Below are 16,320 nucleotides of genomic sequence, written 5' to 3'. Positions count from 1 at the left end.
ATATTACTCTCTTTTTAACAACAAGTTTGATTCGGTCAAAAATCCCCTTGCTACCGTTGATACTTCTTATCCTGAATATCTACTTTATATTAAAGCTCAAGCACTTTCTCTGATAACCGGAGTTATATGGAAGGAAGGAAAAAGCAGCCGATCATCAACAAGTTCCAGCAGGTGGTATTTTTGTATTCGACTATCTGAAGACCACCCGATCGCCACTTCCGTATGATTTTCATTTAAGGCCTGATTAATCTGATGCGATTCCACTGAAACCAAATCCTTTTCAGGAATGATTAGCCCATAACCGATTTTAAGGCGACGTACCAGTTCTTTGCTCATCATTAATTCTTTATCTGCGGCATATCTGATTTTTATCTTGTTTTGCCGGACTAACTCAGCCAAATCACTGATCGTACGAATATTCCATTGTCTAGCCTGAGATGGCTTCATCAGTAAGACAGGCTTATGCGTAATTTTGCTTTCCGGCAGCCAAACGAATCCCCTTGTCCTATCTTCTTCCATTAATTCTTGGTAAACCATGTCCGGATCAACTAAACAAAAAACGATGAGTTTCTCATCATCCCAATCCTCAAGATATTGATCTTTCCTTCCTCCCACAAACCAATGCATCTCATCCGTATTTGGATCAACACAGTAAGTCCTACAAGCTACCCATAAAAAAACTGCACCTCCAATGTTAGTCCAACCTAACAATAGGGGTGCAGTCTAAGCGCCAGTTAAGAAGATTTCTTCTTTATGCTACTTTGTTGATATTAATCTTTTTTCCTTCTTTACGTCTCTCTTTAAATTCAGCTGCTGCTGTGAAAAGTACGTCAGTGGATGAGTTAAGTGCCGTTTCAAAAGAGTCTTGTAAAACCCCTATGATAAACCCTACTCCAACGACCTGCATAGCAACATCAGCCGGGATTCCAAATAAGCTGCATGCCAGAGGAATCAGCAATAACGATCCGCCAGCAACCCCTGATGCGCCACAAGCAGATACGGCTGACAATACGCTAAGGATAATTGCTGTAGGCAGGTCCACTTGGATGCCTAGTGTATGAACTGCTGCAAGCGTCAAAACAGAAATGGTAACAGCGGCACCAGCCATATTGATGGTTGCACCTAATGGAATGGATACGGAATAACTATCCTTATTCAAGCCTAGATTTTCACATAATCTCATATTTACTGGAATATTTGAAGCTGAGCTGCGTGTAAAGAACGCTGTAATACCGCTTTCCTTCAAGCACTTAAAAACAAGCGGGTAAGGGTTTTGACGTATAGCCGCGAACACAATGATTGGGTTAACAACCAGCGCCACAAAGACCATACAGCCAATCAAAACGGCAAGTAATTTCCCGTAGCCTAATAATGCCTCAATTCCATTTGCCGTAATAGACTCAAATACCAGCCCCATGATTCCTAATGGAGCAAGCTTAATCACCCATTTAACCATTTTGGACACAGCATCTGCAAAATTAGCAATCATCGTTTTCGTTGTATCTGCGGCATTTCTTAAAGCAAGACCAAGCAGTATCGCCCAAGCTAAAATACCGATATAGTTTGCATTGAAAATGGCTTTAACCGGGTTATCAACAATGTTCATCAGTAATGTTTTGAGAACCTCTACAACACCGCCAGGAGGCGTCACACCTTCAGCTCCCTTTGCAAGGGTTAAGCTTACAGGAAAAATAAAACTTACAATGACGGCTATTAATGCAGCTGAAAAAGTTCCTGACAGGTATAGGAGGATAATGGATTTCATATTCGTTTGGTGACCACTCTTGTGTTGAGCGATGGCCGACATAACCAAGAAGAGTACCAACACAGGTGCAATGGCTTTCAAAGCACCAACAAATAAAGTCCCTAAAATGACAACAGGTTTTGCTGTTTCGGGGATCATTAGAGCCAGGAAAACACCAAGAATTAAACCTACAATTATTTGTTTTACCAGACTCAATTGATTCCACTTTTTCAGGATGCTTTTCATAGATGTTCCCCCAATAGTTTAATATTAAATTGAACTTGTTTGTTTATATATCTGATGTATTCATTTCTCATAATCCTAACGATAGAATAAGTCTATTAAAAATAGATTTATCGAATAATAAAGTGATACGGTATATACTAACCTCACTTCTCCAAAGGAACATCTAATAGAGTTTATTACTGATTAAATAAGTTTCTTTATGATTAAATTTCTTCGCTGGAGGACTTGAAGATAACTGTCTTTATAATAAATAGTATTATAATGAACTTTTCGATATAATACAAAGGAAAAAAGTTACGTATCAACAATCTCTTTGCAAGTGATTACGATTCCAATAGAATTTATAGCTCTTTGGAACGGCAAATCGGGTAAAACAAAAATGCCACCCAAGGCATTTAATCCTAGGCGGCACTTTCAACTTACTCATTTTGAAGGACTTCTATATATCTCTGATTTTTTGCAAAAGCATAGTGGGCAGACCAAGTAATAACAAAAGCAAAAATACTTATCCCAAAGAAAGGAATCAGTCCGGGAAAAGAGATCATGGTATAGTAGACAATGATGTTGCCCATGACCATCATGATAGTTGGAAGAGGATTCAAGATCATGACTAGCAAGGCATTCTTCAGGACTTGGAATATCTTCATTTCATAATGGACAAAAACGGGAAAAGCATACAAAAGGAGCAAGCTATACAAGCAGATGAATGCCAAGAAGGGAAAGTATAGCATTTGCAAGACTGCGTACTGGGTTTCCATAAAAAACCTGTAATCGATATAAAGCATAAAACCCAAAACCACTAAGATCAGTCCAAGCAGGTTGCTTTTCAAGAATTCCGTCTTATAGGCTGACCAAAAAGTCTTAAAGACCGGAATGTCCAGTTCTCCCATCATCCACTTGCGATTTACGACAAATATGGCTGCGGTTGCAGGGAATACTCCGAAAACAACCAAACCTGCTAGAGTAAAGCAGATCCATAACAAGTTGAGATAGGCCAATCGCATAATCCATTCCGAGATTCTATAGATTCCGCCCATGAGTCCCGTCATTTAAATGATACCTCCCACTTGCTTCTCATTAAACCCTTATTCCGATGCCAGCTCCAACTCTACCATACTTTTGGCATCGAGATCCGGAGTGCTCACCGAATAGGTGACTTTCTTTAACTCTCCCGTAAAACGGAAAGGAACTTCGTAGACCGGAACGACCGGTGCAATTTCATTTTTCCCAATGTTGAACAGCCCGAACATGCCTGGAGCGAACGCTCCCTTTAGCTGACCGGATCCAATCTGTCTGTCTCCACAATGCAGGCTGCCAATGCCCTGATTATCGCCGGTCTTGATGAACTTAAAGCTAAGCGTCACGTCCCCTGCCGGCAACAATTCATCCGATGTAATGTATTGATACACCTTAGAGCCCCCATTGATGGCGAAAACAAGCCGGTTGTCTTTGATGTAGAAGGCATAGCCCCCAGACCGGTTGCCGACTGCGACAAGTACACCCTGCGCAGAAGTATCCGCACGGCTCACTTCGACCCGAATGGCAAACGGCTTGTTGCGTACGTTTGGTGCTTTTGGGATAGGTAAACCCCATTCGGAACGATAATAGGTTCGTTGGATTGGGGCTGGATTTTGCCCTTTCGCTGCAAGGGATGCAAACACAGCTCCCATCGAACGTTTCTCCAAGGGCAGAAATCCGTATTTTTCCGCTTCCGACCACCATAGGTCGATCAGCTGCTGAAGCTTCTCTGTTTGTTTTGCCGCTAAATTGTTCATTTCAGTAAAGTCTTGTTCAGCGTCATAAAGCTCCCATTGATCGGTTTCGAAGTCTTGATCTGGCCGATGCAAGGCTACCGCTTTCCACCCGTCATGATAGATGGCCCGGTGCCCCTGCATTTCATAAATTTGCGCCTTCTTTTGCGATTTAGCCTCCGGCTGCTCCATCGTATACACCATGCTGATGCCGTGAATCGGTTGCTGGGGCACACCCTTATAGACTTCTGGAGCACTAAACCCTGTTAGTTCGAGGATGGTCGGCACAATATCGGTCACATGATGATACTGATCGCGAATGCTGCCAGGATCCTTTATCTTCTCAGGATAGTGGATAATCAGCGGGTCACGCACCCCGCCCGCGTGAACGAACGATTTGTACCAACGCAGAGGTGTGTTGCCCACATGGGCCCACCCTTTCGGATAATGGTTGTTGGCAAGCAGTGTCCCAATCTCATCGTAGCGGGCCAGCTTCTTCTCGAACGACTCCGGTCCAGACCAATCCGCTCGCAGGTTGAATTCGCCATGTTCTCCGCCTCCGGAGCATGCACCGTTGTCGGATAACAGCACGAAAAGGGTGTTGTCCATCTGCCCGATGTCGGTAAGGAACCGAATTAATCGCCCGATATGGTAGTCCGTATGCTCCATGAAGCCGGCGAACGCCTCCTGGAATCGAGCATAGAGACGTTTCTCATCCGCACTGAGTTCATCCCAAGCCCGCACTTCGGGGCTGCGCGGCGGCAATACGGCGTCTTGCGGAATGATGCCAAGCGCCTTCTGGCGTTCAAACCATTCCTCCCGCGTCTTGTCCCAGCCCTTGTCGTACTTTCCTTTGTACTTATCGATGAACTCCTGCGGTACGTGATGGGGAGCATGAGGGGCACCATACGCCAGGTAACAGAAGAACGGTTTATCAGGAGCGGCCGTTTTCTGTTCACGGATGTAGTCCATTGCCTTATCGGTGAGGTCTTCAGTAATATGATAGCCGTCCTCCGCCCGAGCAGGCTGCGAAATGCGGCGATTCCCTTCTACCAAATCCGGATTCCACTGGCTCGTAGCCCCACCCAGGAACCCGTAATAGTGCTCGAACCCTCGGCCTAGCGGCCAGTTGTCAAAAGGCCCGGCAAACGAATGCTCCGCCGGCGTATTCAGATGCCATTTCCCCACCGCAAAAGTGTTATATCCTTTGTCCAACAGCATCTCACTGATCAAGGCCGCATCTTTGCCAATTCGGCCGCGAGCATTCGGGAAACCGGCATCAGCGGATAGCACACTCCGCAAGCCAACCGAATGATGGTTGCGGCCGGTTAAGAGTGCGGCACGTGTCGGAGCACACATCGCTGTAGTTTGAAAGTTGTTATAACGCAATCCATTCTGCGCCAGCGCATCGATGTTCGGCGTCGATATGTCCGATCCGTAACATCCCAATTGGGCAAATCCCAAGTCATCGAGCAATACGATGACAACATTAGGCAATCCTGCGATCTCAGGCTTATCTGCCCAACAAGGGGTGGATTCCTCCACCGTTTTTCCGATTCGGCCTTGAAATGATTCCTTTTCCCAAATAGCCATCTTTTGACCCCTCTCCCCAAAAGCTACTCTGTCCGTCATTCCTTCTGAAGTGCTTTCTTTTTCCCTGCTGCTCTCGGATTGTAATACACGATCTTGTACCCTTCCTCGATGCGTCGATCTACTATTTCCAGAGCATTTGCCATCACTGCAGGGTATTCCTGCCCGGCTATTAATCGCTCCCCATCCGTAAACCCTTCCGGTCTGCCTTGGAGAGCAGTAATCAGCCTTCCCCGCCATAATTGAAGCTCTCCCGCATAATCCTCCCTAGGAGAAAGATCGAGACACTCATGCGGATCCTCTACCAAATCAAATAACTGCTCCCGCCCGCTCTGGGTATACCAAATGTACTTTGTTTTCCCATCCGTTAAATAATGGTACCCCGGCTCATAGGCTACATTTCCTTCCGTCACTTGACCTGGAAGTTTGTAAGGAGACATCGCACGCGAACATTCACCATGAATGTACTCTCTCCATTCCTCACTGGCAGGATTATTCAGCAAAGGCACCAGACTTTTCCCATCCACGTTCTCTGGAATAGGCAAATCGGCCAAGTCCAATAAGGTAGGCATAATATCATGCCATCCGATCGTTCTGTCGCATTCCTGCATAGGCGAAATACCAGGACCGGATATTAAGAACGGAATTCGCGCGGATCCCTCGTAGGGCTAGGATTTATGATAGAGATAATGATCCCCTAGCATTTCTCCATGGTCCGAGGTGAAAATGATATACGTATTCGGAATTCGCTGCAGCTGGCTGATGATTCTCCCCACCTGCATATCTATAAAGCTGATATTTCCATAATAACCTGCTCTGTTGCTTCGCATCAGTTCTCCGGATAGATTCACATAAGGACTGCGAGAAGGACTCCAATTGGCAACAGGAGGGATCGCCCATTCTCCAATGGCAGGAGTATCTAACTCTTCATTGTAGTAGTATCGATTAATAGTCCGCAGGCGGATTTTGAGGACCATGCGGAGCGTAGTAGCCTACCGTTAATAGAAAAGGGCTACTCTGGTCATGGTCTTTGAGAAAATCTAGTGCTCTTTCCGTCGTCCACTGGGTATGGTGCAATTCATTCGGTAAATGAAAGGGCGCACCGAGATAGGAATTATTATCGGTGCCATTCCCATAATATCCGCCCGAACCCTCCGGCGCATGTTCCCTTACGAAAGTGAAAAAGGGGTCCTTGCTATCTTTAAATTCCGAGCTGGGATCACCCGGCATATAATATTCAAATCCATAGGGATGATCAAAAGGGTACGTATGGAAGGTACACCCTACTAAAGCGGTTTGATAGCCTCCTTTTTGCAATTCCGCTGGGAGTGTCGTTTCAAAAGGGAAATAAGGAATTCCTGTATTACCCAGTACGCCATGAGTCGATGCGGTCTGTCCCGACATGAAGGTCAATCTTTGCGGAATACACACAGGTGTCGTGGAATAGGCAGCAGAAAATCGCATGCCGCTTACCGCAAGAAAATCAAGGTTGGGCGTAAACAGTCCTTTTCTCCGGCCTTCTATCCCTATGCAATCTGCACGCTGCTGATCGGTGTGTATAAATACAAAATTCGGTCTTTTCTTCATAGCCATTTTCACTCCTTCTGTTTTATCTGCCTCGAGGAAACACACCACTTAAAACCACTGGATTGAATTTAATAATATGCGGTTTTTTTGCCATAGCTTTGTTACCAGCTCTTTGGCTGTTGATAACATCATTCTAATTTATATCGAAACGGCTCTCTAACAAACTGACGACCATTGTATGACACTTCTACGACCTTCCCCCAGCGACTCTTATAAACTACCATTCTGCAAAATACAATATAAAGGGGATACCGAACCTAGCTTCGGTATCCCCTTTGCGTTTTTAACGATGAAATTATTCAGCCACCACGCGAAATCCAATATTGCTTGAAGAACTATCAGGCGTATTCGAACTGCGTGCAGCGACTCGATATCGATTGCAATACGAACGGTGACATAAAAACGAGCCTCCGCGCATGGATCTTCGTCCTGTTTCCTTATCATAAAAAGGCTGCTCATTGCTGGTTTCCAGGTGATATCTCGGCGTAAACCAATCACCGCACCATTCCCAAACATTTCCCGCCATATTGTATAGTCCATATCCGTTCGGCTCATAGGTGTCCACTGGTGCTGTCCCGACATAACCGTCACTTGCGTGATTCACATCTGGAAACTTCCCCTGCCAAATATTGCAGCGGTGTTTCTGGTCCGGCTTTAATAGATCTCCCCATGGATAAGTTTTCTGGATCAGTCCGCCCCTTGCGGCGAACTCCCACTCCGCTTCTGTGGGAAGTCTCGTACCCGACCACTTGCAAAAGGCTTCTGCATCCTGCCAAGAGATATGGACAACCGGATGATTCATACGGTCTTCGATACTGGAGTCAGGTCCTTCGGGTTTATTCCATGCGGCTCCCTCCACAGGCAACCACCAATGCAGACCATGCGGAACTTCTTTCACTTGGGATTTTACCTCTTCAGAAGCGAGTAAGTGAAACACATAGGACCAACCAAAACGCTCTGCTTCGGTTTTATAACCGGTTTGATCGACAAACGCTTTAAAGGCCGCATTGGTTACCGTGTACGGTGAGATAGAGAATCCTTTGACCGTCACCTTGCGAACAGGTCCTTCCCCATCAGCAGGAAACCCTTCATGGCTGTTGGTTCCCATTAAAAACTCTCCGCCTTCGATATAGACAAAGTTGCTCTTAATCTGCTCTAACCACCCTTGAGCTGCTTGTTTAACTTGTGTTTTACTATTCAATGAACCTAACTCAATTGGTACGTTCCGGCTCGCAGCACAGCATGCTTTTTTGGTTTGTTCCATGGCTAGTATCCTCCAGTTGTCGGTATAAGTCTATCATCCCTGAAAGTTAGATCTATTATTAATGATAATAGTATAACTAGATAGAAGTGAACAGGGCTAATTTTTTCAAAAGTCTTGAAAATGTACGTATGGATCATGCCGCCACCTTTAAGTGTATAAAGTCACCCCGATTAATCCTGAAAGAACAATGACCTTAGCAGGATGTGCGCGCAGCCTCATCAAAGCAAATAAAGCAATGAAGAATATCAAAAATAAACTCAATGTGTGGTAGGTTAATTCGCCAATAATTCCGTTGGAAACGGCAAATTTAATAGCAGCATAGATAATCAGTCCAACAATAATCGGACGCAGGCCGTAAAAGGCCGACTGAACGACCCTGTTTTTATTCGCTCTATAGAAGAACGTCGCGACGATGAGGATAATCATCAATGATGGAAGAAGCATCCCTAAAGCGGAAACGATCGCTCCGGCCATGCCAGCCGTCTGATACCCAACAAAAACCGCGCTGTTCGTGGCAATTGGACCGGGAGACATTCCGGCAATGGCAATTACGTCTGTAAACTGTTGCGTTGTCATCCATCCCTGTCTGGACACTTCCGTTTCAATGACGGGAATCATGGCATATCCACCGCCGAAAGTGACGGGGCCGATCTTCAAAAAGGACAGGAAAATTTGCCATAGCAGTGTCCAGTCTGTTTTCATATAAGTTTCAACTCCGTTAAAATGGACTTCATTAAGATACCAGCTGTTCCTTTGCCTCTGTTTTCTTCCTATGGAATAGAAGCAGCACGATGACGAACGGCAGGATGATGAGAAAACCGTTCCCTATGAATGCACCATCTGCCCCGTACCGGTCAGCTATATAACCTGTAATAAGGCTTCCGACGGGGGTAGACCCCTGGAATACTAAAGAGTAGACACTCATAACCCTTGCCCTATATTCCTCGCAGGAGTGAAGCTGCAACGAGGAATTGCAATGGATCATGAAAATAATATTAAGAAAACCGGATATAGCAAGGAATAGGCCTGATACAAAAAATGAGTTCGACATACCGTTTAATACTAGAAATATAGATATAGAGACACAGCAAACAATACTGAAAGATGAACCCGCAAGCTTATTCCCTCGCAGCGACATATAGATGGCACCGAGCAAGGAGCCTCCCCCCAAGCAGGACATACTAGATCGATCTAACGGGTAGATTCATATCTAAAGCTTTTCTTTAATTCTATTGATTGCCTCGTAAAGTCTTTCGTTCGGAACGGATAGGGATACGCGAAAATAACCTTCACCTGATGGACCAAATGCATTTCCAGGCGTAACAATCACACCAGCCTGTTCAAGAACTTGAGTTGCAAAATCAGTGGATGTATACCCTTCCGGTACTGGAGCCCAAATGAAAAAACTTCCTTTTGGCGGTTCCACCTTCACACCAATGGAGGCAAGGCCATCCAACATGGCATCCATTCGTTCTTTGTAAATTTGATTATGTTTAGTAATGCAACTTTGATCACTGTTCAAAGCAAAAGCTGCTGCTTTCTGGATCGGAGTAAACTGCCCGGTATCAACATTACTTTTAAGCGTGGACAGCGATTTTATGATGTCTTTATTTCCTACGATGTACCCAATCCGCCACCCCGTCATGTTATAGGTTTTTGAAAGAGATCCAAACTCAACAGCAATCTCCTTTGCATCAGCCGCTTCAAGAATACTTGGAGCTTTGTATCCATCAAATGTGACCATATTGTATGCCGAATCATGCGCAATCGGAATTTGGTGTTCACGTGCAAACGATACAGCACGGTCGAAAAATTCCAGGTCAACTGTGGCTGAAGTCGGATTTCCCGGATAATTCAGAAACATCAGCTTCGCTTTTTGGCGGATATCTTCAGGGATCAAATCGAATTGAGGTTCATAATTATTTTCTTGCTTTAATGGCATATAATAATCCTGGCCATTCGCCAGATACGTCGCCATACGATAAACCGGGTAGCCTGGGTCGGGTATTAGAACCGTATCACCTGGATCAATTAATGTTGGAATTAAGTGTGCGAGCCCTTCTTTCGAACCAATTAGAGCAAGTACCTCTGTATCTGGATCAAGCTCCACATCGTACTGCCGTTTGTAAAAGTTGGCTACTGCCTGTCTGAATTCAGCACATCCCACAAAACTCGGATATTTTAAGTTTTTTGGATCTTGCATTTCTTCAATTAACTTGTCTACGATGTGTGGTGGTGTAGGAAGATCAGGGTCTCCTATTCCCAAGTCAATGACATCCACTCCTGATTGAATCAATGCTGCCTTTTTCTTATTGATTTCCGCAAATAAATAGGGAGGAATTTGTGCCACTCTCTTCGATTGAAAACGCAAAGCCATCATCACCTCTTTCCATACTCTTTTTATGATTTAAATTAATTGCTTAAATCTTATGTATTAAATGTATAGGTTTTGAGATTTTATAACTATGTCTGTTTTTCACAAAAAACCGCCTCCAGTTGTAATAATATTCCGTATGATTTGTACAAAACAACGATTGAAAAGATTAAATTAATAATTAATCACGTCGTTTGAACGCAATATTCGGGATTATCCTTGTTTAAAATTAAAAATATTAAATCCCTTTTCAAGTAAATAGAAAAGGGATTTAAATGAGAACTTATTAAGGTTGGTTTAAATAGGATTGAATATATTGAACAAGTTTTCTCGCTGCTGGAGAAATATTCTTAAAGGATGTGGCAGCGAGACCAATAGAACGAAAATGATCTCCTTCTAGTCTAAGAATGCTAACACGATCTGGGACACGATACAAAACCATTTCAGGGAGGATACTAATACCCATTCCATTTTGAACCATGGAGATAATAGCTTGGTCATCTTCCAACTCAAATTTGATATTGGGAATAACTTGGTTTTCCTTTAATATTCGTCTAACATCATTATCGCAGCTTTTCTTTGGCATGATAAACTTTTCTTCTTTGATTTGTTGAAAACTAACTTCATTACGATGAGCGAGAGGGTGATGATCAGGAACAATGCATAACATTTTATCTTTTTTAAGTGGAATAACTTCAAACGACTTCAAAGTGGGTAAAGACATAAAACCAAAATCGACAGCACCACTTGTAATCCAGTATTCAATATCCTCATAATTCCCTTCAAACAATTTAATTTCTATGGAAGGGTGGCATTGGTGAAAATAACTCAGAATTTCAGGCAGCCATTGAATGGATACACTCGAAAAGGTGCCAATGCGAACCGTTCCTAACTCTAGCCCATTAATATTGGCAATCTGTTGTACCAATTGCTCGTTCCATTTTATAATTTCGCGAATGTACTGCAAAACAAGTTCTCCGTTAGCCGTCAACTGGACACCCGTACGTCCTCTATTGAGGATAGAAAATCCCCATTCTGATTCTAGACTAGAAATCGCATGACTTACAGCAGATTGAGTTAAGCCAAGTTTTACAGATGCTTCTGTCAGGCTCCCTAATTCTACAACCGTATTAAAGATCTCAAATTTTGTAAGTGACAGCTTCAACACTCCTTTGCATGAATTTTTTTCACCTATTGCATTAATAACATTCATTTTTCTTATCTATAATTTACACGTATACTTTGAAGTAAGCAATAGTTTACTGAACATACTTTAAATAAACTCAAGTATGAAAACCTCTCTTCTTGGGTTTAGTTGTAAGGAGAACGAGTAGCTATGAACATTCAATTAAAAGCTAATTTTATGTTATTAATCGTGACCATTTTCTGGGGTTCGTCCTATTTGTTCATGAAATTGGGACTCGTTGGTATACAGGAGTTTAACCTCATTGCATTGCGTTTTGGAATAGCTTTTATACTGGCTGGTATCGTATTTCATCGACGCCTTTTACATGCGGATTATAAAACCATCAAATATGCATTTTTGTTAGGATCGATTTTGTTCTTGGTATTTTCTTCCATTACTTTTGGAATAAAATCTACGACTGCCTCCAATGCTGGCTTTCTGGTCAGCCTTACGGTCATATTTGTCCCCCTCTTGTTAGCCATTTTTTTAAGGAAGATGCCGGAAAAAAGAATCTTGTTTGGAGTTTTATTAGCCTTTACAGGCATCAGTTTCATAACTTTAAATCATCAATTAAAAATCAGTTCAGGAGATTTCTTGTGCATCTTAGGCGCATTGTTTTATGCCATACACATCATTGTTACAGGAAAACTAATTAAAGATGTAGATTCTATCATTCTTGGAGTTGTACAGCTTGGTTTTACCGGAGCATGGGGGTTATTATTCTCCATATTTTTCGAAACACCACAACTTCCTAGTACAGCAGATACCTGGCTATCCGTTTTGGGATTGGGTATACTTTGTAGTGCCATTGGGTTCGTCGTCCAAACCACAGCCCAAAAATATACGACTCCAACCCATACAGGTCTGCTATTTTCGTTAGAACCCGTTTTTGCAGCATTATTTGCGTTTGCCTTCGCAGGTGAAACACTTACAATAAAAGGATATTTAGGTGCGATCTTGGTTTTGTTAGGCGTACTTACAGCCGAGATAAATTTTAAAAGTCTACTTATTAAAAGAGGTACAACAAAACAAATCAAGGTTATTAAGTAATCAAATAGCCAGTATACCTTGAATGCTATAATATTGGAAAAAGTACTTGAGCGCTGGGGGATAATAAAGAGTGATATCCATTATACTGCCGATTGAAGATGGATTATTTATTGGTCGTGTAAAGGGTCAAAACAATATGAATAAGAGTAAAGGTTACCGATTGGTTAACTGCCGATGGTATCCTTTTTTCTTCTTCTTCGAAACTTCCTGTCCAATATCGGATATCGTAAAAGGCTGCCGAAGCAGCCTTATAGAAATATTGAATCACTCCATTTTAATCCACAAAAACCATGATCATTCTGTTCCAACTGAGCTTTCAATCCATCTACGGTGATTCTCTTTCTTTTGCCTTCAAGTTTAGCCTGATGTTGTGCTATATCCTACCGTACTCTTTCTTGTTTCAGTAGCTGATTAATATCATTATCTTCACAACATCACCACTGACACCCGCACATTCTCCCCTCGCCCATGTCAGCCCCAGCCCTTCCAACATATAGTAAGATATGAACCCATTCTCTTGACCATCCTTGAGACAGACAGCGGAAGGAGGATTGGCAATATTGAAGCGCAAGCCCATTTATTTTTCCAATGTTCGATCACGCAATCTCGCTTGCGATCATCCTGGGAATTACTTCGTTCCCATTGTGGAACGGGCTAAGCACAGCGTGATCTCGATAGAAACCCACGACAGGGCAGCAGCACGGCAAAGCGATTTCCTGTTCTCCTTTCTATTTCCCCCATCGGAACAAACCTCCGGCCGGACCAAGAGCTTCGGTACCGGTTTTATTATCCACCCCAATGGTTATATCCTCACGAGTGAACACGTTGTTCATAATGCTGAGGAAATTATGGTTAAAATGTTTAGCGGAGAACAACGGAAAGCGAAGATGATATGGAGTGACGAGAAAAGAGACTTAGCGGTTTTGCAAATCCAAACCCGCAGATCGCTTGTTCCTCTCCCCCTCGGTTCCTCTGCTGATAGCAAAGTCGGAGAGTTTGTGCTTTCTATTGGAAATCCGATGGGGCTCGAGCATACGGTAACGAAAGGCATCATCAGTGCCAAAAATCGTCCTGTACGTATTTCTAATAAGCTCTATGAGGATATCATTCAAACGGATTGCGCGATTAATCCGGGAAACAGCGGCGGCCCTTTAATCAATTTGAACGGTGAAGTCATTGGGATGAATGCTTTTATTATTAAAAACAATCAAGGCTTAGGTTTTGCCGTTGGGATTGACGCGATTAAAGAAAGAATTCCTAAATACTTGGCGAGGCAATAAAAAAAGCCAACATCAAGTTGGCTTTTTCGATTCTCCATTATTTTCTTGTAATAGTAACCGCTAGGTTCAAATCTTCCCCTGGGTTCTTGGAAGTAAGGGTAACGACTTTATCATCCGCTTTAATTGTATATTCTCCACGGATTCTTTCGTTATCGTACAAGGCATCGGCAATTTTATCTGCAATATCATCTGCATTGTCTTCTTCATCAACAGTGATTTCTACTGTCTGATTGATTACTCCATCTTTGACTTGGACAGCATACGTCTCATCAGATGTTGCATCCGACTTTACAGTAATTTTTAAAGACTCAGCAACAGCTTCTGTCCCAAGGGATCCCTTTGTTAGGGATGTATCCAAGCCAAGCTCGTTTAGCGCTCTTCCTTCGAAACGAATGGATGGAACCTCATCGGATGGGCTATCATTGGTTTCAAAAACAAAGCGATTATCGTCATCGTCAAATGTAACGAGAACCCTGTCTTCTTCGTCTAACGCATCGGCAATCGCCTCTTCTAATTCTTCTGCTACCTCGAAGCCATCATCTTCAGTACCATCAATACCACCGACGTTTACTTCTTCAGCAATTTTTTCATTCAAACCGATATAAAGAGTCTGATCAGATAGATCCGGAGTGGTATCTGTCAAACGGGAACCCGTTTTCACTGCTTCTTCCACATCATCGGCTTCTTTCCCGTCAGTAATCTTTTCCACTTTAAAATCTATCGCTGCTTTTGCAACTGTTGTAGCGTTGATAGTTTTAATCTCATCATTTTCAATAACGACTTGGACCTTCATGCCTACTTTAAGATCTTCAAAGTCAGAAGTTTTTCCATCAATTTTCACGACCGCATCATCGGATACCTCATAGGTCCTGGAGCCAATCTTGATTTCTTCGTCATCCAGGTCGATTTCAGCAATCGTTCCGCTAACGTTGTTACCAAAATTGATATCTACCTTACCTAATAGGCGATTAACGAAGATCGCCATTTCAGCGCGAGTGACAGGTTTGTTAGGCTTGAAAGTCTTATCCTCGTAACCTGCAACTAGAGATTGTAATAACGCAAAGGACAAGTAGGCTTTTTCATCGGAAGAAAGCGAGTCGATATCCCCGAAGAACAAATTGTTGTTATCTCCATCCTCAAGATCTGCCCCTAGAGCATTAACCAACAATTTAATAACAAACATTCTTGTTGCTGGCTTATTAGGGTTCTTCAAATCATCAGAATCGATAAGGCCGTTCACTAAAGCAAGTCTTACGTTATCTTTTGCCCAAGAAGGTACGTTACTGCCTATGTAGCTATCTCCATCGGTAAGGACGTCACTATTTTTAGTGAGCAAGTTCACTACCATCGTAATGGCTTCCAATTGTGTTACAGGCTTGTTCGGACGGAAACTATTATCCTCATAGCCTTTAATGACTCCTTTTTCTACCATTAACTTAACTATATTTCCTGCCCAGTGATTTTGTGTATCATAGAAGTTGATTTGTAAATTGATTTCTACTTGACCTTTCCCTTTGTCCTTGCCATTTCCTTTTCCGTTGTTTCCTTTGTCCGAATCCGCGAATGCCGCTGTCCCTAGGGAAAGGGTTAGCGTTCCAGCCAATAAGGTAGGTAAAATCTTATGTTTCCAAGTCTTCATTTTTGGTTCCTCCTGTATTGTTTTTTTCTATTTTCTACCATACTTTTCGACTGGATTCTTCTTTTTATGGGTGTTATTTCTAAAATTTTATTTTTATAAAAAAAAGAGTGGCTTATGCCACCCTCCTTTAGCTAACAATAAAGTCCAATCCCTATGAGATTGGACTCCTACAGCCATTGCTCGCCCCAATGCTGAATGGCCTGAATGACTGGCTCTAGGCTTTTTCCTTTTGGGGTCAACTCATATTCAATTCGGACGGGAGTTTCCGGATAAACCTTCCTCGTTAGAACTTCTGCATCTTCCAACTCCTTCATCCGTTCCGAAAGCACCCGATCGCTCATCTCAGGGATCTGTTCCTTTATTTCCTTAAACCTTTTTGGTCCGCCTAACAAGACGCGAATAATGAGTCCTGTCCATTTCTTCCCCAGCAACTCCATTGCGGCTTCATACCGTGGGCACATAGACGAGTAATTCATGTTAAGCCCCCTTGGAATTATTCTTACATAAAGTATACTCCATTTTTGCGTAATTGTAAAAAGTAAGTTCATGAAAACAGAGAGTAGGGGTGGTCATTACTGAACCACCCCTCTCAATAAACCGTGCAAGCGG

General features: G+C 42.9%; 16 protein-coding genes and 1 pseudogene. 2 read left to right on the top strand and 15 right to left on the bottom strand.

Annotated elements, in window-relative coordinates:
- Positions 1 to 96: 96 nt before the first annotated feature.
- The 12 genes and pseudogenes from ABLT31_RS36900 to ABLT31_RS36845 form a co-directional block, all read right to left on the bottom strand.
- Entirely contained in the window at positions 97 to 627 is a 531-nt protein-coding gene (locus ABLT31_RS36900; protein WP_367760712.1) for a glycine betaine ABC transporter substrate-binding protein, read from the bottom strand.
- Positions 628 to 751: 124 nt separating this feature from the next.
- A complete protein-coding gene (gene sstT / locus ABLT31_RS36895; protein WP_367760711.1) occupies positions 752 to 1,990 on the bottom strand; it encodes a serine/threonine transporter SstT in 1,239 nt (412 codons plus the stop codon).
- A gap of 419 nt (positions 1,991 to 2,409) precedes the next feature.
- Positions 2,410 to 3,039, bottom strand: coding sequence for a YesL family protein (locus tag ABLT31_RS36890; protein WP_367760710.1), 630 nt, complete (start codon positions 3,037 to 3,039; stop codon positions 2,410 to 2,412).
- A 36-nt stretch (positions 3,040 to 3,075) separates the two neighbouring features.
- Positions 3,076 to 5,334, bottom strand: coding sequence for an arylsulfatase (locus ABLT31_RS36885; RefSeq protein WP_367760709.1), 2,259 nt, complete (start codon positions 5,332 to 5,334; stop codon positions 3,076 to 3,078).
- Between the two features lie 35 nt (positions 5,335 to 5,369).
- Positions 5,370 to 5,984, bottom strand: a pseudogene (locus ABLT31_RS36880) (sulfatase/phosphatase domain-containing protein); the annotation flags it as partial.
- Positions 5,985 to 5,999: 15 nt separating this feature from the next.
- Positions 6,000 to 6,308 carry a sulfatase-like hydrolase/transferase gene (locus ABLT31_RS36875; protein WP_367760708.1) on the bottom strand — a complete coding sequence of 103 codons (309 nt, stop codon included), beginning with the start codon at positions 6,306 to 6,308 and terminating at the stop codon, positions 6,000 to 6,002.
- Entirely contained in the window at positions 6,277 to 6,918 is a 642-nt protein-coding gene (locus ABLT31_RS36870; protein ID WP_367760707.1) for a sulfatase-like hydrolase/transferase, read from the bottom strand. Before ABLT31_RS36870 ends, ABLT31_RS36875 begins: the two co-directional genes overlap by 32 nt.
- Positions 6,919 to 7,213: 295 nt before the next feature.
- The gene (locus ABLT31_RS36865) at positions 7,214 to 8,182 is read right to left on the bottom strand and encodes a formylglycine-generating enzyme family protein (RefSeq protein ID WP_367760706.1); all 969 of its coding nucleotides are present in this window, start codon (positions 8,180 to 8,182) and stop codon (positions 7,214 to 7,216) included.
- Between the two features lie 147 nt (positions 8,183 to 8,329).
- Positions 8,330 to 8,884: a chromate transporter gene (locus ABLT31_RS36860; RefSeq protein ID WP_367760705.1), complete on the bottom strand. Its 555-nt coding sequence runs from the start codon at positions 8,882 to 8,884 to the stop codon at positions 8,330 to 8,332.
- Between the two features lie 31 nt (positions 8,885 to 8,915).
- Positions 8,916 to 9,362, bottom strand: coding sequence for an MFS transporter (locus tag ABLT31_RS36855; protein ID WP_367760704.1), 447 nt, complete (start codon positions 9,360 to 9,362; stop codon positions 8,916 to 8,918).
- Between the two features lie 30 nt (positions 9,363 to 9,392).
- Positions 9,393 to 10,553, bottom strand: coding sequence for an LL-diaminopimelate aminotransferase (locus tag ABLT31_RS36850; protein ID WP_367760714.1), 1,161 nt, complete (start codon positions 10,551 to 10,553; stop codon positions 9,393 to 9,395).
- 289 nt (positions 10,554 to 10,842) lie between these two features.
- On the bottom strand, positions 10,843 to 11,715 hold the full coding sequence (locus ABLT31_RS36845) for a LysR family transcriptional regulator (protein ID WP_367760713.1): 873 nt from the start codon (positions 11,713 to 11,715) through the stop codon (positions 10,843 to 10,845).
- 177 nt (positions 11,716 to 11,892) lie between these two features.
- Between ABLT31_RS36845 and ABLT31_RS36840 the strand changes: the two genes are divergently transcribed.
- On the top strand, positions 11,893 to 12,792 hold the full coding sequence (locus tag ABLT31_RS36840) for a DMT family transporter (RefSeq protein WP_367760703.1): 900 nt from the start codon (positions 11,893 to 11,895) through the stop codon (positions 12,790 to 12,792).
- A 103-nt stretch (positions 12,793 to 12,895) separates the two neighbouring features.
- Here the strand turns inward: ABLT31_RS36840 and ABLT31_RS36835 are convergent, their stop codons facing one another.
- Positions 12,896 to 13,060, bottom strand: a complete 165-nt coding sequence (locus ABLT31_RS36835) for a hypothetical protein (protein WP_367760702.1) — start codon at positions 13,058 to 13,060, stop codon at positions 12,896 to 12,898.
- A gap of 292 nt (positions 13,061 to 13,352) precedes the next feature.
- On the opposite strand from ABLT31_RS36835, the gene ABLT31_RS36830 reads away from it, so the two are divergent.
- Positions 13,353 to 14,072, top strand: coding sequence for a S1C family serine protease (locus ABLT31_RS36830; protein ID WP_367760701.1), 720 nt, complete (start codon positions 13,353 to 13,355; stop codon positions 14,070 to 14,072).
- 37 nt (positions 14,073 to 14,109) lie between these two features.
- On the opposite strand, the gene ABLT31_RS36825 is transcribed toward ABLT31_RS36830, so the two are convergent.
- Positions 14,110 to 15,711 carry an S-layer homology domain-containing protein gene (locus ABLT31_RS36825; RefSeq protein ID WP_367760700.1) on the bottom strand — a complete coding sequence of 534 codons (1,602 nt, stop codon included), beginning with the start codon at positions 15,709 to 15,711 and terminating at the stop codon, positions 14,110 to 14,112.
- Positions 15,712 to 15,878: 167 nt separating this feature from the next.
- Positions 15,879 to 16,187, bottom strand: a complete 309-nt coding sequence (locus ABLT31_RS36820; RefSeq protein WP_367760698.1) for a winged helix-turn-helix transcriptional regulator — start codon at positions 16,185 to 16,187, stop codon at positions 15,879 to 15,881.
- Positions 16,188 to 16,320: the final 133 nt, after the last annotated feature.

Source organism: Ammoniphilus soli (assembly GCF_040813775.1).
This window is presented reverse-complemented; position numbering and strand designations above follow the sequence as displayed.

Coding starts and splice junctions, on each gene's coding strand:
- ABLT31_RS36820 (WP_367760698.1), bottom strand. CDS start 16,187: ATGAATTACTCGTCTATGTGCCCACGGTATGAAGCCGCAATGGAGTTG.
- sstT (WP_367760711.1), bottom strand. CDS start 1,990: ATGAAAAGCATCCTGAAAAAGTGGAATCAATTGAGTCTGGTAAAACAA.
- ABLT31_RS36875 (WP_367760708.1), bottom strand. CDS start 6,308: ATGGTCCTCAAAATCCGCCTGCGGACTATTAATCGATACTACTACAAT.
- ABLT31_RS36870 (WP_367760707.1), bottom strand. CDS start 6,918: ATGAAGAAAAGACCGAATTTTGTATTTATACACACCGATCAGCAGCGT.
- ABLT31_RS36865 (WP_367760706.1), bottom strand. CDS start 8,182: ATGGAACAAACCAAAAAAGCATGCTGTGCTGCGAGCCGGAACGTACCA.
- ABLT31_RS36840 (WP_367760703.1), top strand. CDS start 11,893: ATGAACATTCAATTAAAAGCTAATTTTATGTTATTAATCGTGACCATT.
- ABLT31_RS36890 (WP_367760710.1), bottom strand. CDS start 3,039: ATGACGGGACTCATGGGCGGAATCTATAGAATCTCGGAATGGATTATG.
- ABLT31_RS36900 (WP_367760712.1), bottom strand. CDS start 627: ATGCATTGGTTTGTGGGAGGAAGGAAAGATCAATATCTTGAGGATTGG.
- ABLT31_RS36825 (WP_367760700.1), bottom strand. CDS start 15,711: ATGAAGACTTGGAAACATAAGATTTTACCTACCTTATTGGCTGGAACG.
- ABLT31_RS36855 (WP_367760704.1), bottom strand. CDS start 9,362: ATGTCCTGCTTGGGGGGAGGCTCCTTGCTCGGTGCCATCTATATGTCG.
- ABLT31_RS36885 (WP_367760709.1), bottom strand. CDS start 5,334: ATGGCTATTTGGGAAAAGGAATCATTTCAAGGCCGAATCGGAAAAACG.
- ABLT31_RS36860 (WP_367760705.1), bottom strand. CDS start 8,884: ATGAAAACAGACTGGACACTGCTATGGCAAATTTTCCTGTCCTTTTTG.